15 protein-coding genes are annotated in these 17,905 nt (G+C 63.5%); 6 read left to right on the top strand and 9 right to left on the bottom strand.

Annotation, left to right across the window (positions count from 1 at the left end; all coding sequences use genetic code 11):
• Positions 1-20: 20 nt before the first annotated feature.
• From SS05631_RS13025 to SS05631_RS13010, 4 genes are all read right to left on the bottom strand, one after another.
• Positions 21-1,634, bottom strand: coding sequence for a cisplatin damage response ATP-dependent DNA ligase (locus SS05631_RS13025; protein ID WP_037414310.1), 1,614 nt, complete (start codon positions 1,632-1,634; stop codon positions 21-23).
• Between the two features lie 3 nt (positions 1,635-1,637).
• Positions 1,638-2,648, bottom strand: coding sequence for a ligase-associated DNA damage response exonuclease (locus tag SS05631_RS13020; protein ID WP_037414312.1), 1,011 nt, complete (start codon positions 2,646-2,648; stop codon positions 1,638-1,640).
• A gap of 78 nt (positions 2,649-2,726) precedes the next feature.
• Positions 2,727-3,680 (bottom strand): nucleoside hydrolase, encoded by a 954-nt coding sequence (locus SS05631_RS13015; protein WP_037414314.1) that lies wholly within the window; start codon positions 3,678-3,680, stop codon positions 2,727-2,729.
• Between the two features lie 108 nt (positions 3,681-3,788).
• A complete protein-coding gene (locus SS05631_RS13010) occupies positions 3,789-5,024 on the bottom strand; it encodes an FAD-dependent oxidoreductase (protein ID WP_037414316.1) in 1,236 nt (411 codons plus the stop codon).
• A 167-nt stretch (positions 5,025-5,191) separates the two neighbouring features.
• Between SS05631_RS13010 and SS05631_RS13005 the strand changes: the two genes are divergently transcribed.
• On the top strand, positions 5,192-5,848 hold the full coding sequence (locus SS05631_RS13005; RefSeq protein WP_037414318.1) for a hypothetical protein: 657 nt from the start codon (positions 5,192-5,194) through the stop codon (positions 5,846-5,848).
• An 83-nt stretch (positions 5,849-5,931) separates the two neighbouring features.
• On the opposite strand, the gene lysS is transcribed toward SS05631_RS13005, so the two are convergent.
• The 4 genes from lysS to SS05631_RS12985 all read right to left on the bottom strand — a co-directional run bounded on the left by lysS (position 5,932) and on the right by SS05631_RS12985 (position 11,141).
• A complete protein-coding gene (gene lysS / locus SS05631_RS13000; RefSeq protein ID WP_037414320.1) occupies positions 5,932-7,428 on the bottom strand; it encodes a lysine--tRNA ligase in 1,497 nt (498 codons plus the stop codon).
• An 11-nt stretch (positions 7,429-7,439) separates the two neighbouring features.
• Complete coding sequence (gene gltX, locus SS05631_RS12995; RefSeq protein ID WP_037414322.1) at positions 7,440-8,897, bottom strand: glutamate--tRNA ligase; 1,458 nt, start codon at positions 8,895-8,897, stop codon at positions 7,440-7,442.
• A 440-nt stretch (positions 8,898-9,337) separates the two neighbouring features.
• Positions 9,338-10,093, bottom strand: coding sequence for a TerC family protein (locus SS05631_RS12990; protein WP_037414324.1), 756 nt, complete (start codon positions 10,091-10,093; stop codon positions 9,338-9,340).
• 208 nt (positions 10,094-10,301) lie between these two features.
• Complete coding sequence (locus tag SS05631_RS12985; protein WP_037414326.1) at positions 10,302-11,141, bottom strand: AraC family transcriptional regulator; 840 nt, start codon at positions 11,139-11,141, stop codon at positions 10,302-10,304.
• A 167-nt stretch (positions 11,142-11,308) separates the two neighbouring features.
• On the opposite strand from SS05631_RS12985, the gene SS05631_RS12980 reads away from it, so the two are divergent.
• Positions 11,309-11,686 carry a VOC family protein gene (locus SS05631_RS12980; protein WP_037414327.1) on the top strand — a complete coding sequence of 126 codons (378 nt, stop codon included), beginning with the start codon at positions 11,309-11,311 and terminating at the stop codon, positions 11,684-11,686.
• Here SS05631_RS12980 and SS05631_RS12975 read toward each other — a convergent pair.
• Positions 11,683-12,378: a TetR/AcrR family transcriptional regulator gene (locus SS05631_RS12975; protein ID WP_037414329.1), complete on the bottom strand. Its 696-nt coding sequence runs from the start codon at positions 12,376-12,378 to the stop codon at positions 11,683-11,685. The two genes, SS05631_RS12980 and SS05631_RS12975, sit on opposite strands and share 4 nt — an antisense overlap.
• 251 nt (positions 12,379-12,629) lie before the next feature.
• Here SS05631_RS12975 and SS05631_RS12970 point away from each other — a divergent pair, with 251 nt between their 5' ends.
• The 4 genes from SS05631_RS12970 (at position 12,630) to SS05631_RS12955 (ending at position 17,897) form a co-directional block, all read left to right on the top strand.
• A complete protein-coding gene (locus tag SS05631_RS12970) occupies positions 12,630-13,838 on the top strand; it encodes an HlyD family secretion protein (protein ID WP_037414330.1) in 1,209 nt (402 codons plus the stop codon).
• Positions 13,839-13,859: 21 nt separating this feature from the next.
• A complete protein-coding gene (locus tag SS05631_RS12965) occupies positions 13,860-15,449 on the top strand; it encodes a DHA2 family efflux MFS transporter permease subunit (RefSeq protein WP_037414332.1) in 1,590 nt (529 codons plus the stop codon).
• A 192-nt stretch (positions 15,450-15,641) separates the two neighbouring features.
• Positions 15,642-16,760: a metallophosphoesterase gene (locus SS05631_RS12960; RefSeq protein ID WP_037414334.1), complete on the top strand. Its 1,119-nt coding sequence runs from the start codon at positions 15,642-15,644 to the stop codon at positions 16,758-16,760.
• 99 nt (positions 16,761-16,859) lie between these two features.
• Positions 16,860-17,897 (top strand): LacI family DNA-binding transcriptional regulator, encoded by a 1,038-nt coding sequence (locus SS05631_RS12955; protein ID WP_037414336.1) that lies wholly within the window; start codon positions 16,860-16,862, stop codon positions 17,895-17,897.
• The last annotated feature ends 8 nt before the right edge of the window (positions 17,898-17,905 follow it).

The following is a 17,905-nucleotide window of genomic DNA, read 5'->3' as shown; positions in this document are numbered from 1 at the left end:
GAGGGCGGGAAACCGCGGTTCTAACCTTTCATGCCGAGCATCGCCTGCAGCGTCTCCAGCCTGTCGGCCTCCCGCGGCAGTTTGTCTGGTCTCAGCCGGGCGATGCGCGGGAAACGCATGGCGACACCCGATTTGTGGCGGGTCGAGCGGTTCAGCCCTTCGAAGGCCACTTCGACGACAAAGCCGGCGTCCGGTTCGGCGCGGACCGCGCGCACCGGGCCGAAGCGCTCGACCGTGTTGTCGCGCACATAGCGGTCGAGTATCTCCAGTTCGGCATCGGTAAAGCCGAAATAGGCCTTGCCGACGGGAACCAGGGCCATGCCGCCTTCTGCCTCCGTCCAGACGCCGAAGGTGAAATCCGAATAGTAGCTCGAGCGCTTGCCGTGGCCGCGCTGGGCGTACATCAGCACCGCGTCGATGTTGAAGGGCGCGCGTTTCCACTTGAACCACGGGCCTTTCATCCGCCCGGCCAGATAGGGCGAGTCGAGCCGCTTCAGCATGATCCCCTCGATGACCGGATCCGGTGGCTCCGAGCGCAGCCGGTCCAGTTCCTCCCAGGTAGAAAAGGGAACAAGCGGCGAAAGATCGAAGTACTGTGGCGAAGCGGCTTCGATCAAGGCGGCCAGGGCTTGGCGGCGGACGTGGAAGGGTTCGGGCCGCATGTCGCGTTCGCCCGAAAAGAGGATGTCGTAACCGCGAATAAAGGCCGGAAAATCCTCGAGAAGCTTGCGGTTGACGGACTTTCTATTCAGCCGCTGCTGCAGGTCCCCGAACGTGGCGGTGGCGCGATTGGTGCGCATCGTTCCGCCGACCAGCAGCTCGCCGTCGATCACGCCGGCAATGTCGGCGGCCTCGATGATCTCCGGGAAAGCGCCGGATATTTCGTCGCCGCTGCGGGAATAGAGACGCCGCACCCCGCCGATATTGGCGAGCTGGACGCGGATGCCGTCCCATTTCCATTCGGCGGTGAAGTCGGCCGGATCCAGTCCTTCTAGATCGCCCTCGCCGATTGGAGTCGCGAGCATCACCGAGTGAAAGACGGCCGGCGTGGTGAGAACGGGCATCTCCGCTTCGCCGGAAAGCCACAGAAAGAGCGGCAGGTAAGGCGGCGAAAGCCCGTGCCACAAGGTTTCGATCTCGGTGATGTCCCTGCCGCCCAGGTCGGCGAGCGCCTGCTTGGCGAGCCGCGCCGAGACGCCGATCCGTAAACCCCCGGTGACGAGCTTCAGAAAGGCGAAACGGCCGGCGGTGTCGAGCCGGTCGAGCATGTCGCGGACGAGCGAGCGTACCTCGGAACGTCCCGCCCGCTGAAGCCGTTCGACGACCTCGCCAAGCGGAATGTCCTCGGGAACGACTCCCGCCTGCGGTTCCCAGGCCAGCGACACCGTCTCGGCGAGATCGCCGACATAGTCATAGGAATAATGGAACAGCACCTCGTCCATACGCTCGAGCAAGAGGTCGCGGATCAAGGCAGGCTTCACCGTGTTGAATGAAAGCGTGCCGCCGATCGCCGCGAGTGCATAGCCGCGGCTTGGATCGGGGGTGCTGTGGAAATAGTCGGCAAGCAGCCTGATCTTGGCGTTTCGCTGCGGCGTCAGGACGAGGCGGCCGAGCAGTTCGGCGAAGGCTTTCATCCGTCACTCCCCCTCGTCGTCGTAGCCGACGAGATGCAGCGGTCGCGCCGGAATGCCCTGCAATTCGCACCAGCGCACCAGGGCTTCCTCACGGCCATGCGTCACCCAGACTTCGGCCGGGGCGATCTCGCGTATGGTGCCGGTCAGTTCGGCCCAGTCGCAATGGTCGGAGATGACGAGCGGCAGTTCGACGCCGCGCTGCTTGGCGCGCTGGCGAATGAGCATCCAACCTGAAGCAAAGACGGCGACGGGCTCGGCGAAGCGTCGCGCCCAGCGGTCGGCAAAGGCTGAAGGCGGGCCGATGACGATCCCGCCGGCGAAATCCGGCCTCTTGTCGCCGGCAAGGGTGGCCGGCCGGATATCGCCGAGGTCGATACCCTCGGCCTGGTAATATTCGCAGAGCTTGGCAAGCGCGCCGTGGATATGGATCGGTTCGTCGTAGCCTTGCTGGCGAAGTAGCGCGATCACCCGTTGCGCCTTGCCGAGCGCGTAAGCGCCGACGACATGGGCACGTTCGGGAAATTGCTTCAGCGATGCAAGAAGCCGGGCGGTCTCCGCCCGGTCGTCCGGATGGTGGAAGACCGGCAGGCCGAAGGTCGCCTCGGTAATGAAGACATCGCAGGGGACGGGCTCGAAAGTGGGGCAGGTCGGGTCGGGCCGCCGCTTGTAGTCGCCCGATACGACGATCCGCTTCCCACCCGCCTCAACCGAAATTTGCGCCGAGCCGAGCACATGGCCGGCCGGATGAAAGCAGACCCGGACGCCGTCGATCGCGATCGTTTCGCCGAGCCGGGCGATTTCGCTTTCACCGCAAAAGCCGTCGCCGTAGCGGATGCGCATGATGTCGAGCGTTTCGCGTGTCGCAAGCACGCGGCCATGTCCGGCGCGAGCATGATCGGAATGGCCATGGGTGATCAGCGCCCTTTCGACCGGCTGAACCGGATCGATGTAGAAGTTTCCCTTCTCGCAATAGAGTCCCTTCGGAGCGGGATAGAGCAATGATTCCGGCTTCATGCAGACAAAGATAGCTGGCGGTCGACGGTCTGCCAGCTATCCGCCGCAAGTTTTTCGTCGGCTGAGAAAGACCGAGGGCTATCGACCGTGCGCCAGCGTATCGCCGATCAGCTTCAGCACCGCCTCGGCATCGATGCCGATGCAGGCCTTTTGGCTCGGCAGATTGTCCCAGGCAGTCGGCGGGAAAAGCCGCCCGTCCGGCTTCTGGATCGTCTGGCCGTCGGCGATGCCGCCGCAGAGCACGCGGATCGGCCCGCTGCGGGTGCGGAACAGATCCGGGGCGACGACATAGGCGCAGGCGCAGCTGTCGTGCACGACCATGCCGTCATCGACATGCTGCTCGTAGAAGACGATGTAGAACTGCGAAATGTCGGCGAGGAGTTTTGCCGCCTTGCCGCCACGTTCGGCGATGTCGGCGAGCGTGGCGCGGGTCATCACCGTTTGCGACGTCACGTCGAGGCCGATCACCGCCACCGGCCATTGTGCAGTCATCACCGCGTCGGCCGCCTCCGGGTCTCCATGGATATTGGCCTCGGCGGCCGGGGTGATGTTGCCGGGAACGTCGAAGGCGCCGCCCATGATCACCACGGCCTTGACGAGGCCGGCAATATCCGGGTCTTCGCGCAGCGCACGTGCCAGATTGGTCATGCGGCCGACGGCCACGAGCGTCACCTCACCGGGATTGGCGCGCACCGTGTCGATGATAAAGCGATGGGCCGGCCGGGGGTCGAGCGGCAGGTCGATCACGTCCGGCACGTCGATATTGCCGAGGCCATCGTGGCCGTGGATGCCGGTCGGCCAATCGATATGCGGCCGGTCGGGATTGAACATCTCGCCGAGGCCCTTGGCGACCGGGGCTGCAATTCCCCAGGCCTGCTTGAGAAAGAGCGCGTTGCGCGTCGTCGTCTCGATGGAGGCATTGCCGAACACCGAGGTGATGCCGATGAGGTCGATTTCCGGGTGCCGGTGCAGGAAGAGAAGCGCCATGGCGTCGTCGACGCCGGGATCCGTATCGAAAATAACCTTGTGCATAGCGTCTTCCTTCTTGGGGATATCGGGCCCATTTGCCTGAACCTGGTCCTGCGTGCTGGCGGCAATGGACAAGCTGCGGGCGAAAGTCAATCGATCGATTCGCTCAGCTTATTGAAAGCGGCGGATGCTGAAGGGTTCGAGGTCGGTGCCGGCCCGGTTGGAAAGGAGGGCGGCGATCCTTGCGCCGGTGATCGCCGAGAGCGTCAGGCCGAGATGGCCGTGGCCGAAGGCCATGGCGATGCGGGGATCGGACGGATGAAGGCCGATGACCGGCACCGAATCCGGTGTCGAAGGGCGCCTGCCCATCCATTCCTTGCCGCCGCTCTCCGGCAGGGCCGGCACATAGCGGCGCATCTTCCGGCGCATGGCGGCGGCGCGCGCATAGTTCGGCGGCGCCTCCGGCCGCGCCAGTTCAACCGCACCGCCGATGCGCAGGGCGTTGGCAAGCGGGGTCGCCACGAAGCCGTGCTCGGCAAAGAAGATCGGCATTTCCAGCGTCACCGGTGGATCAGCGAAGGTGGTGTTGTAGCCGCGCTCCGTTTCCAACAGCACCTTCAGCCCAAGCTTGCGGACGAGGGTGCGTGACCACACGCCGGCGGCGATCACCACCTTGTCGAAGGCCTGCCGGTCGCCGTTGTCGGCGACTATGGTGATCCCCTCGGTGCTTGGCTGCACGGCCTCGACGCCGGCTTCGACGAGCGTGCCCTGTTGCCTGACATGGTGTTGCAGATCGCGCAGCAGTTTGAGCGGATCGGGAAACGTCTGGTATCCGCTGCTGAAGACGCCGCCGGCGAAGGCGCCCTCTAGCGCGGGGACGCGGCCGCGGGCGGCGCGGGCGTCGAGGCGTTCGACGGCAAAGCCGAGCAGCCGGGCGGTCGCCTGCTCGTGCCGGAACGCGGCCTCGAGGGCAGTCTCGCTGTCGAAGATCGTCAGCGCCCCGGTCGGTTTCATATGGCCGGAAATGCCGCAGAGCCTCGTCATTGCCTGATGCGCGGCGAGAGCTTCACGCATCAGGCCGAGCAGGGCCCGACGGGAGCGTTCCACCTGGGCGGGCCGAGCCGCAAGAAGCAAATGCAAGAGCCATGGCGTAAAGGCCGCCAGATCCTGCCAGCGCAGCGTCAGGGGTCCGAGCGGGTCGATTAGCCATTTCGGGGCTGCGAACAGCATTTCGGGGCGCGCCATCGGATCGATCTCTGGAACCGCGAGGATGCCGGCGTTGCCGACGGAGGCAGGCAGGCCGTCGACGTCCTTTTCGAACACGGTGACCGCGTGACCTTCGGCGATCAGATGGACCGCCGAGGCGCAGCCGATGATACCCGCTCCGACGATTCCGATGCGCGCCATGATCTCCCCCGTCCTCAAAATCAAGAAATGACGCTTCGTTTTTAGTGATGACGGGCAGGAGAGCAAGTGTCCTGCATCCGTCCGCTTAAACTTTCCGAAAGGGTGTTTCGCCTATCTTCAGAGGCGTTCTGGCTTTTCTTGTATTTGCGTCCGCAGCGGAGCCGCCTGTGAAGGCTATTTTGAGTAAACTGCGCCCTTCGAAGCGGCTCGTGGTCATCCTTGCCGCGGCCTTTGCCGTTTCGGCCGCGTCCGGCGGTGCCGCCGTCTATGTGGGGCGCGACAGGCTCGTCGCGCGGCTCTCGGAGCCTTCCGCTTCCGGTCTCGAATGCACGGCGCTTCGGACGCTGAAGCTCGACCACCGCGGCCAGCGCTGGATCCGCATGCATGTGAAGACCGACAGCGCGGCTGGCCCGGAGCGCGTCCGCACGGCGCTACGCGTCGTCGGCGCACTCGCGAAGAAGGAAAAGGCCGACCTCTACCAGGTCGTCGTGCTCGATACGGCAGGTCCGGAGGAGCGCGCTGCGGCGCGTGGTGCCGCGATCGGTGCCGAAGTGCTTTTCGCGCCCGGTCCGCAGAGTGTGAAGGGCATGGACGAACCGTTCCGTGCTTCCTACAACGACGGCACGGCCAATCCGGGCGGCATGTTCCATGGCAAGCTCGTGAGCCTCGGTCTCGACGAGGTTCGTGCCATTATGGCCAAGATGGACGATCACTCGCCCTGCATCGATCCGGCTGCGGCCGACGCGGAAGGCGCGGAGGCTCCGGCCGTGTCGGAAGCGAGCGAGCATCCGGCCAAGACTGCCGAGGCGCATGGCGGGCATTGAGCCGCCCGCAAAACTTCCCCATCAAAGGAAAAGCCCACCGCTAACGCGATGGGCTCAATGCTGTCCGGCATCTGCTTATCAGCTCAATCGGCCTTGTGGCGCCGGGCCGGGAAGAGAATGATGTCGCGGATCGACGGCGAGTTGGTGAGCAGCATGATCAGCCGGTCGACGCCGATGCCTAAGCCGCCGGCGGGCGGCATGCCCTGGTCCATCGCGTCGAGGAAGTCCTCGTCGAGCGTCTTTTCCTTTTCGCCGCGGGCGTGGGCCTGTTCCATCTGCTCGACCATGCGGGCGCGCTGTTCGACCGGGTCGTTGAGCTCGGAGAAGGCGTTCCCGATCTCCCAGCCGTTGCAATAGGTCTCGAAGCGCTCGACGAGCCGCGGCTCGCCCGGCACCTCCTTGGCGAAGGGCGAGATATCCTTCGGGAAATGGATGACGTGGGCCGGCTGGATCAGCGTCGCTTCGACCTTCTCCTCGAAGATGAAGGCGAGCACTTCGCCCCAGGTCGCATCCTTCTCGACCTCGATCCCGGCATTGCGGGCCGCCTGGCGGGCTTCCTCGTCGCTCCGGATCGCAAGGAAATCGATGCCGGTCTCATCCTTGACGGCCTCCGGCATGGAGACGCGCGGGAAGGGACCCTTGAAGGAGAGCTGCTTGTCGCTGAATTCGAACTCGGTCTTGCCGTGGACGGCGAGGGCGAGCTTTTCGAACATGCGCTCGACGAGGCCCATCATGTCCTCGTAGTCCGCATAGGCCCAATAGCACTCCATCATGGTGAATTCCGGATTGTGCCGGGTGGAGACGCCTTCGTTGCGGAAGTTGCGGTTGATCTCGAAGACCTTGTCGGTGAGCCCGGAAACGAGCACGCGCTTCAGGTAAAGCTCGGGCGCGATGCGCAGATACATGTCGAGCTTCAGCGTGTTGTGATGCGTCTTGAAAGGCTCGGCCGTGGCGCCGCCATAGATCGGCTGCAGCATCGGCGTCTCGACTTCCATGAAACCTTCGTCCTCAAGGAAGCGGCGAATGCCGGAGACGATGCGGCTTCGCTGCTGGAAGCGCAGCTTCGATTCTTCGTTGACCATGATGTCGAGGTAGCGCTTGCGGTAGCGCGTCTCGATGTCGGCTAGCCCGTGATACTTCTCCGGCATCGGCAGGAGCGACTTGCAGAGCATGGTGATTTCCTTGGCGTTCACCGTCAGCTCGCCGCGCTTGGTGCGGCGCACCTCGCCGGTGACGCCGACGATGTCCCCGAGATCGATCATCGGCAGCAGCGCGCGCGCCTCCTCCGGCGCCGTGTCCTTGTGCGAGAAGATCTGGATCTTGCCGGAGGCGTCATGGATGTCCATGAACATGCCGGAATTGCGCGAGGAGAAGACGCGGCCGGCGACCGTCACCAGGTCGCCGCTTTCCGTGTCCGGCTCGAGCCCGGCATATTTTTCGGCGAGTTCCGCATTGGTGAGCGTGCGGTGGAAATGCGCCGGATAGACGTCGCCGATCTGCGTGCGCAAGAGGTCGAGCTTCTGGGCGCGCACTTCGGTCGCGTCGGAGGAAAGGCCGGCGGTTTCTGTCTTCTCGTTCATGGTTATCGTCCTTACTTTCCGCTGCCAACCATGGAGGCGACCACCTGTGCCGCCACCTTGAGCCGCTGGCGCACCACAGCACGGCCGAGCAGCTCCATCGAGTCGAAGAGCGGCAGCGAACGCTGCGAACCGGAGACGGCGACGAAGAGCGGCGAGACGACGGCCTTGAGCTTCTTGCCCATCCGCTCGGCGCTGGCGCGCAGTTCGGCCTCAATGGACTCCTTGTTCCATTCGAGGATCTTTTCGAGGTCCGGCTGAACGGTGTTGAGGACTTCGAGCATCTCCTCGGGCGAGGCCTTCACGCCGGCAAAGGCGGCCGGCTGCAGGCCGAGATCGGACTTGAAGAGGAAGGCGGCCAGATCCGGCAGCTCGCCGAGCTTCGAGATGCGCGACTGCGAGAGCTTCAGGCCCTCCTTGAGACGTTCGTTTTCGGACGCCCAGGCGAAGACTCGCGCGGCAAACTCGTCTTCCGAAAGCTTCTCGCGGATCCAGCGGGCGTTCAGCCAATCGAGCTTCTGAATGTCGAAGATCGCGCCGGCCTTCGACAGGTTTTCCGGGTCGAACTTGTCCGCCAGTTCCTCGATCGTCAGCAGTTCTTCGCCCTCGGCGATCTGGATGAAGAACAGGCCGAGGAAGTTCATCAGCGCTTCCGGAAGATAGCCGAGCGCCGTGTAATAGGAGATCGAGGTCGGGTTCTTGCGCTTCGACAGCTTCGACTTGTCGGCATTGCGCATGAGCGACAGATGCATGAACTTCGGCGGCTCGAGGCCTAGATACTGATAGATCAGGATGTGCTTCGGCACCGAGGCGAGCCACTCCTCGCCGCGCGCGACATGGGTGATCTTCATCATATGATCGTCGACGACATTCGCCATATGATAGGTCGGCATGCCGTCTGCCTTGAGCAACACCTGCATGTCGACCGCATCCCACGGGATCTCGACATCGCCATAGACGCCGTCGTGGAACTTGCAGGAGCCCTCGGTCGGGATCTTCATGCGCACGACATGCGGCTCGCCGGCGGCGACGCGGGAGGTGACTTCCTCGGCCGACAGGCTCAGGCACAGGCCGTCATACTTCGGCGGCTTGCCGGCGGCGCGCTGTGCCTCGCGCATCTGCTCCAGCCGCTCGGGCGTGCAGAAGCAGCGGAAGCCGTGGCCGTTCTCGACGATTTTCTCGACATAGGGCTTGTAGAGGTCCTTGCGGTCGCTCTGGCGATAGGGGCCGTAGGGGCCGCCGATATCCGGACCTTCCGACCATGTGAGCCCGCACCATTTCAGCGCATCGAGCACCTTCTTCTCGAATTCCGGCGTCGAGCGCGTCGCGTCGGTATCCTCGATGCGCAGGATGAATTCGCCGCCGTGCTTCTTCGCAAAGAGGTAGTTGAACAGCGCGATATAGGCGGTGCCGACATGCGGTTCGCCGGTGGGGGAGGGTGCGATGCGTACCCGGACTGCAGGATCTGCCATGGTCTTTGCCCGTCCTGACGTGCTCTTGAGCCCTTGGCCGGAGTGCCTACCAGCTGACGGGCGCGTATTTTATGGGAAGGAAGGCCCGCAAGGGTGCCGCTTGAGCGGTATCGGCGGGCAATTCCAGTCGGCAGGGGTGAGACCATAGAAAGCCCCTGATGTCAACGGAAAGAGGAAGCGCGCGGTCCAATCGCCTCTCCCCCGAACAGGGATTGGAACGCTAGCGGCGTGGCTGCGTTATCCGCTGCGAGGACGCGGACTGTGGCAACCGGACGCGACAGACCAGGAGAACATGGGAATTTTGCCGGTTTCTTCCCGTGGCCAACGAAACGGCAGGCGAGCTCTTGACCTGTCCAGCTCGCATCCTCGCCTCCCTCCCGCAGCAAGAGGCCCGCATCCGCCGGATGCGGGCCTCTTTGTCGTCTTCGCCGATTGCAAGCTTAATGCAGCTTCGTGGCCTGCTGCTTTTTTAGGCGCGCGTTGCGGGCGATCATGTTGAGGATTTCAACCAGCGCCGAGAAGGCCATGGCGGCATAGACGTAGCCCTTCGGCACGTGGAAGCCCATGCCTTCGGCAATCAGCGTCGTGCCGATCATCAGCAGGAAGGCAAGCGCCAGCATGACGATCGTCGGGTTCCGTTCGATGAAGTTGGCGAGCGGGTTGGCTGCAACCAGCATCACGGTTACGGCGACGACGACGGCGATGACCATGATGGGCAGGTGAGGGGTCATGCCGACGGCGGTGATGATGCTGTCGACGGAGAAGACGAGATCGAGCAGCAGGATCTGGCCGATCGCCGCCGTGAAACCGTTGATCGCCGAGCTCGCGATGAAATCCTCGTCATGGTCGCTCGGATCGACATTGTGGTGGATCTCCTTCGTCGCCTTCCAGACCAGGAAAAGGCCGCCGGCGATCAGGATCATGTCCTTCCAGGAGAAGCCATGGCCAAAGGCCTCGAAGACCGGCTCTGTGAGTTGCACGATCCAGGCGATCGTGCCGAGCAGCCCAAGGCGCATGATAAGCGCGAGGCCGATACCGATGCGCCGGGCGCTGACGCGGTTCTCGGCGGGCAGCTTGTTGGTCAGAATCGAGATGAAGATCAGGTTGTCGATGCCGAGGACCACTTCCATCACAATCAGCGTAATGAGAGCGACCCAAGCCTCCGGGCTTTGAGCGAGCGTGAGGATTTCCTGCATCGGCGAACTCTTCCTTCTAAATGACGATCACTGATGTCGCGTCGTCCGACCCAACGTCAGTGGCGGTGACCGGTCCCAACAAACCGGAGCGGAATGCGAGCGCATCTTCCCCTCCAGGGCGCCTCGTGGCGCCAGGTTCGCCGCAGTATTTAAGGAGTAGTGCCGAAGTAGCAAGCGCTGCCGCGACTTTGCGGCAGCGTTTTACCGTTTACTGTTTTATCGGAACCCACATCTCGACGACGCCCATGCCGGAATCCGGGTCGAACCGCTCGTCGTAGCGTTCCATGAGATCGGGCGTTTCGCCGTGCTCGAGTCCAGACTGCGGAAACCAGGTTGCGAAGATGTGATGGGCAGTGGCCGAGATCGCCGAGATGTGGCCGCGATGCAGGAACACCGCATAGCGCTGCTTCGGCAGCTTCAGGGTCGAAAACCCGTTCGGCAGTCCGTCCGCATCCGCGACTTCGACGGCCGCCATGTAGCGGAAGCTTCCGGCTCCAGCATCCGAATGGGTGCAGACGCCATAGGCGACGTTGCCGCGCTGGCCCGGAATATGACCGAAGTGGCTATTGAAGCGCTGCCAGAGCGAGGGAATGCCTTCGGTGCGATCGTAGGCATAGGTTTCTTCAAGGCCGGCGAGGAGCAGGGCAGGGCCCTCCTCGAAGCGCGGCGGTTCGATCTTCTGATTGCGCGTATCGTCCATCCTGATGGGCTCCACAAGTTCGATATTGCAGACATGCCTCTGCTTGCGCACCGACTCGGGCGTGACCCCGAATTGCTCGCGAAAGGCGCGGGTGAATGCCTCGTGCGAGCCATAGCCCGCGTCGAGGGCCGCCTCGAGAATGGTGGAGTTGCCGTCGGCAAGGCGAAGCGCCGCCGAACTCAGGCGGCGTCCGCGGATATAGGCACTGATCGAATGGCCGGTCGCGAGGCCAAAGACGCGTGATAGATGATAGCGCGACAGGCCGGCGGCGTCGGCAATCCGCTCCAGTGAGATATCCTTGGCGAAATGGCTTTCGATGAACCAGATCGCCCGTCCGATGGCACTCATGTTCACTCCCGTGGCAAGCGACCTAGCTCTTACGGATTCATAGGAGGACGCGTTTGATCGCGGTTGCTGGATTTTAATCGGCACGGCCTGCCGACGGCAAATTCGCCTTCTGGATTTCCCGATTGTGCAGGCTGGACGAACGGGGTCCGCGTCCTACATCCGCCGTCATGGCAACGACCGGTCCTCTCTTTCGTGGCATCAATGTGGTCTCGATTTCGGTGACCGACCTTGATGGTGCCCGCGCGTTCTATGGGGAGGTGCTCGGATTCGGGCCGCCGCTCTACGATCTGCCCGAAGCGGGCTGGATCGAATTCTCCGCCGGCGGCGTGGACGGCAACGTTTCGGTGACGTTGGCGGAGAGCGGCTGGACGCCCTCGACGGGGACGACGCTCGTCTTGAATGTCGAGGACTGCCATGCGGCGGTCGAGGAGCTGCGGCGCCGCGGTGTCCGGAGCGAGGATGCGCAGGTCTTTCCCGGCTTCGTCACCTTTGCGAGCTTCTACGATCCCTTCGGCAATCGCATGCAGATGTGCAGCCCGGCTTAAGATTTCTGATCAGCGCGCTGCCCGTAGGCGGCCATGAAAACACGGATGGCCGAGGCGACGTTCTTTTCGATCTGTTCGGGCGGAACCGCATCACACATCCCGAAGAGACGGCCCTTGAACAGGCCGGCCATACAGAGTTCTATGAACTGCTTGGCGGCCAGTTCCGTATCGTCGATCGACAGCCTGCCTGCCGCTTTCTGCTGGTCGAGATAGGCCTTCAGCACCGTGTAGCCGTTTTCGGGCGTTGCGGTGAAGAAACGCTGCGCTAGCCGCGGCATGCGGTCGATCACGCCGAGCACGGTCCGCATGGCCCGGATTGTGTAATCCGATGTCACGCTGGTAACGAGCGTGACGGCGAAATCGTGTAGCGCTTCCTCGATGGGCTCGATGTCGTTCAGCGACTGCTTGATGCTGTTGACGATGCGGCTGCGTTCGCGCGCGATCAGGGCTTCGAACAGATCTTCCTTGTTCTCGAAGTAGACATAGAGCGTGCCCTTAGATACGCCTGCCTCGCGGGTGATGTCGTTCATGCTGGCGGCATCGAAATTGCTGCGCATGAAGACACGCTTGGCGCCTTCAAGAATCTGCTCGCGTTTGACCGGATCCTCGCCGGCGACGCGGCGGCCGCCACTCGAAGGCTGCTGTTCCGGCTGCAGGGACCTTTCCTGCCGTGCACTTTTCGCTGACGTCATGATTACCCGGACGTTTCCACTCCTGTAGATCACGGTGGATTTAAGAACTCGCTCCGACCCATTAGCGTGACCGTTTCAATAAAAAGCAACGGGTGCGGAATTGGATCCGCATTTATTTCAGCCCGCGGCAAGCGTTTCGAACCGCTCGGTTCGATTTGCTCTTGATATGCGCTGCGAAAGGGATTATGTCAAGGCTAATCGAACCGAACGGTTCAGTTCAATTTAGCTAATTTAGCCGAAACAGGTGTCTCATGTCCCCTTCCAGCACCTCCAGTGCCGCGCGCGTCCGTCCTGTCGGTGACGATTTCGAGGCCGTCGAAGTTCCCACCACCGAGGCCAAGGCACCCGCAGCAGAGGCGCCGGCGGTGACGGAGCCTTCGGCCGCTGAGGCTGCCGCTCCCGCCAAGAAACGCCGCAAGCCGATCCTTCCGGCAATCGGGCTGGCGCTGCTCGCCGCCGGCGCCTGGTACGGCTACGACTGGTGGACCAATGGCCGCTTCATGGTTTCGACCGACGATGCCTATATCGAGGGCGACATCGCGACGATCTCTCCGAAGGTCTCCGGTTATGTTGCCAAGGTCGACGTCGTCGCCAACCAGCACGTGAAGGCCGGCGACCCGCTCGTCACGCTCGAGGACGGCGATTACCGGATCGCGGCGGAACAGGCCGAGGCGCAGATCGCCACGCAGAAGCTGGCGCTCAGCCGTTTCGACGCGCAGATCGCGGGTGCGGAGGCGAGCCTGAATCAGGCCGAGGCGCAGAAAAGGGCCTTCGAGGCGACCGTCCGCGGCGCCGAACTGACCCAGAAGCGCGCCAGCGACCTGCAAGCCTTCGGAACGGACGCTTCGCGCGACAGCGCCCAAGTCGCGCTCGACCAGGCGAATGCGAATCTCGTCGGCGCGGAGGCAAATATCGCCGCCGCCAAGGCCAATATCACCGTGCTCCAAGCGCAGCGCGCGGAATCGGAAAGCACGATCCGTTCGCTGGAACTGGCGCGCGACAAGGCGAATCGCGACCTCGGCTTCACCGTGCTCAAGGCGCCCTATGACGGCGTCATCGGCAATGTCGCCGTCCAAGTCGGCGACCTCGTCTCGGCCGGGCAGCGGCTTGCGGCCCTCGTGCCGGTGGACCAGCTCTATATCGACGCCAACTTCAAGGAAACGCAGATCTCCCATCTGGTCCCCGGCTCCAAGGTTAAGGTCCATGTGGATGCCTATGACGAGCACACGATCGAAGGCACCGTCGCATCGATCTCGCCGGCCTCCGGCTCGGTCTTCTCGCTGCTGCCGGCGGAAAACGCCACCGGCAACTTTACCAAGATCATCCAGCGCGTGCCGGTTCGGATCACGCTCCCGGCCGATGCGCTCGCCAAAGGCAACCTCAGGGCGGGGCTGAGCGTCGTCGTCGACGTCGATACCCGCACGGCGCCGGACGCCACGAAGGTCGCCGAGGCGAAGTAAGCGCGCGAAGGAGTAGCGGACATGGCTTCGACGGCAACAGCGAGCCCGGCGGCGACAGGCGGCGCCGGGGCAGAGGAGCGCATGGATCCGCGGCGGCTCATCGCGTTTCTCGCGATGGTCGTCGGCATGTTCATGGCGATCCTCGACATCCAGATCGTCTCGGCCTCGCTTGCCGAAATCCAGGCGGGACTTTCCGCCAGATCGGACGAGATCGGCTGGGTGCAGACCTCCTATCTGATTGCCGAAGTCATTATGATCCCGCTGTCGGGAACGCTCGCGCGGATCGTTTCGACGCGCGTGCTCTTCTCCGTCGCCGCCGCCGGCTTCACCGCCTCGAGTGCGTTAGCGGCAACCGCCACCAATATCGACCAGATGATCGTCTATCGGGCGATCCAGGGCTTCATCGGCGGCGGCATGATCCCGTCGGTCTTCGCGGCCGCCTTCACGATCTTCCCGCCGTCGAAGCGCAACATCGTGTCGCCGATCATCGGCCTCATTGCCACGCTCGCGCCGACCATCGGCCCGACTGTCGGCGGCTATCTGAGCCACACCTTCTCCTGGCACTGGCTGTTCCTCGTCAACGTCATTCCCGGCATCGTCGTCGCGACGCTCACCTGGATTTTCATCGACTTCGACGAACCGGAACTCGGCCTCATCAAGAAGTTCGACTGGTGGGGGCTGTTCTCGATGGCGGTCTTCCTCGGTTCGCTCGAATATGTGCTCGAGGAAGGCAATGCCAACGATTGGTTCAACGACGACCATATCGTCATGGGGGCGGTCGCCACGGCTGTCGCCGCCGCGATATTCTTCTACCGGGCGTTCAAAGTCGAGTTTCCGGTGGTCGATCTCCGCGCCTTCGCCAATCGAAATTTCACCTTCGGCTCGCTGTTCTCCTTCGTGATGGGCATCGGCCTCTATGGCCTCACCTATCTCTATCCGCTCTATCTCGGGCGCATCCGCGGCTATGATTCGCTGATGATCGGCGAGACCATGTTCGTCTCCGGCCTCGCCATGTTTCTGACGGCGCCGGTCGCGGGCTTCCTCGCCGGCAGGCTCGACCCGCGGGTGATGATGACGATCGGGTTCACGGGCTTTGCGGCAGGCACGTGGACGATGAGCCAGCTGACGGCGGATTGGGATTTCTGGGAACTGCTCGTCCCGCAGATCCTGCGCGGCTGCTCGCTGATGCTCTGCATGGTGCCGATCAACAACATCGCGCTCGGCACGCTGCCGCCGGCACGGATCCGCAACGCGTCCGGTCTCTTCAACCTGACGCGCAACCTCGGCGGCGCCGTAGGCCTGGCGATCATCAACACGATCCTGACCCAGCGCCAGGATCTCCACTATGCCCGTCTGGCGGAGCATATCCAGTGGGGCAGTCCGGAGGCGGTCGATCGGTTGAACAACATAGCATCGAACTTCGACGCTTACGGCCTCGACGGCGCGACCGCTGCCGTCAAGCAACTGGCCCAGATGGTTCAGCAGCAGGCGGTGATCCTGTCCTTCATCGACGTGTTCCTGATCTTGACCGTCCTGTTCCTGGGGATGGTGCTCGGCGTGCTGATGATCAAGAAGCCGGAGGGCGCCGGCTCGGGAGGCGGCGGGCACTGAGGCGGGAGAACGAGAGCCGGCTTTCTGCTCCAGACTGCCCTCATCCTGATGCCGCGACCTTCTCACCGCGCAGTGAGAAGGGGCTCGTGGCGAGCGCCTTCAGCGCGAATGCATGCTTTACGCTCTGAAAACCTTGCGGCACTATTCCGGCCGTCCTTGAGTCGTCGCATCGACCAAGGTGCTGGGCAGGCGATGATCGACAATCCATTCCTTAACCCCTCCAGGCGGAGATTTCTTGCCGGTACGGCTGGTCTAGGCCTTTCGCTGATCGCAGGCGGCGGGCGTGCCGCAGCACGGCCACCGGTCGATGCCACATTCGTCTTTTCCAATGACATCCATGCCTGCCTCGTCTCGACGGAAGGCCTTGCGCCGAATTGCGAGCAGGAGGGCAAGACCGATGCCAATCTGTTGCGCCACATTGCGGCGCTCAACGGACTTCCGGGACAGCACTGGCCGCAAGCAATCGACGGCAGGCCGAGCGGTCTTGCCAGCGCCGGCGCGAAGATTGCCCGGCCGTTCGGCTTGGTGCTCGGCGGCGATATTACCGACGACGGCGGCGGCCAGGTCCGCGAGCCGAGAGAAGGGCGGCAGCTGCAACAGTTTCAGAGCCGCTACGAGCATGGCGTCGGGCCGCATCACATCCACTATCCCGTCTATGTCGGGCTTGGAAATCATGATCTCGATCAGGACGGCGCGCCGCCGAACGTCGACTGGTACCGTCGCGAGCTGCGCGATTATGTGGAACTCACCCATCGCCGGTCGGTTTTCTACAGACCCCCGGTGCCGGTGACCAATTACGATCCGCTCTCGGACAATTACTCCTGGGACTGGGGCGGTCTCCATCTCGTGCAATTGCAGCGCTTCGGCGGCGACGAGAACAAGGGTGCGGTGAGCGGCCTGCCGTGGCTGAAGCGCGATCTCGCGACCTATGCCGCCGATGGGCGCCCGGTCGTCTTGTTCCAGCATTACGGTTGGGACGCGTTTTCGACCGAGGTGTGGGACGCTGCGGCAAAGACGTTCGACGCTCAGGGCGACGGCGAGCCGCATTGGTGGAGCCCCGGCGAGCGCGATGCGCTGCTCGCGGCGCTCAAGGGCTACAACGTCGTCGGACTCTTCCATGGCCACGAACATGACCGGGTGATGGCCTACAGCGCCGGCGACATCGACATCTTCAAGCCAAAGGCGGCCTATCTCGGCGGCTTCGCGCTGGTCCGGGTTACCGACAAGTTCCTGGACGTCGTGTTCGGAGAGGCGAGTGGCGAGGCGGGTCACGCCGCTTTCACGCATGCGTTCAGCAGGCGTTTCGACTGAGGCTTGACGCCCATTTTTCAAAGGCTTTGTCGCGCCTTCGAAATTTTTGATTTACGTACATCAAGACTTCCTTTAAGGGCTTTCCGCGAGGAGGAACGCATGCGACCGACCGTTCACGATATCGCCGCTGAAGCCGGCGTCAGCCTGGCGACCGTCGACCGCGTTCTGAACAACCGTCCGGGCGTTCGGTCGGTCACGCGCGACAAGGTCGAGCAGGCGATCGCGACGCTCGGTTATGTGCGCGACGTTGCCGCGGCCAATCTCGCCAAGGGCCGCAGCTATTCGCTGATTTTCATCCTGCCGGCCGGCGAAAATTCCTTCATGCGCGGGCTCGAGGCCGAGGTGAGGGCCGCCAAGGCGCATCTGGCAGCGGAGCGGACGGAAATCGCGATCCTCTGTGTTCCCGCTTTCGACCCGCGTGCTCTGGCGGATGCCCTTTCCGAGGCGCGCCGGCAGCGGCCCGCCGGCGTCGCCGTCGTTGCCGTCGATGCCCCGGAGGTGGTGCAGTCCGTAAGAGAACTGCGCGAGGACGGGATTGCCGTGGTCACGCTCGTCTCGGACCTGCCGGGATCGACACGGGATCACTTTGCCGGCGTCGACAATATCGCTGCCGGGCGCACCGCCGGAAACCTGATGGGCCGCTTCCTGGGTGATCGGACCGGGCCGGTTGCGGTGGTAGCGGGCTCGATGCTCGTGCGCGACCATCGGGAGCGGCTGGAAGGCTTTCAGGCGGTGATGCGCCAATGCTTCCAAACCCGTTTGCTATTGCCTGTCGTCGAGGGGCAGGACGATGCGGCCCTCGTCGAGAAACTCGTCGGCGATCTCATCGGGTGCCATCCGGATCTGGTCGGAGTCTACAGTCTCGGCGCCGGCAATCGCGGTCTCGTCGCCGCGCTGGAGAAGGCGGGCAGGGCCAAGGCGGTCTGTGCAATCGCCCACGAACTGACGCCCCACAGCCGCGCGGCTCTCCTTTCCGGAACCATCGATGTCCTGCTCAACCAGGATGCGGGCCACGAGGTCAGGAGTGCGATCCGGGTGCTGAAGGCGAAGGCCGACGGGCTGCCGGTGTTCGAGGCCCAGGAACGCATTCGCATCGACATTTTCCTGAAGGACAACCTGCCGATCGAGCAGGCATAGGAGGCACG

The organism is Sinorhizobium sp. CCBAU 05631, assembly GCF_002288505.1.
In the GTDB taxonomy this organism is placed as follows: domain Bacteria; phylum Pseudomonadota; class Alphaproteobacteria; order Rhizobiales; family Rhizobiaceae; genus Sinorhizobium; species Sinorhizobium fredii_C.
Note: the sequence above shows the minus strand (reverse complement) of the source record. Positions and strands in the feature narration are given on the sequence as shown.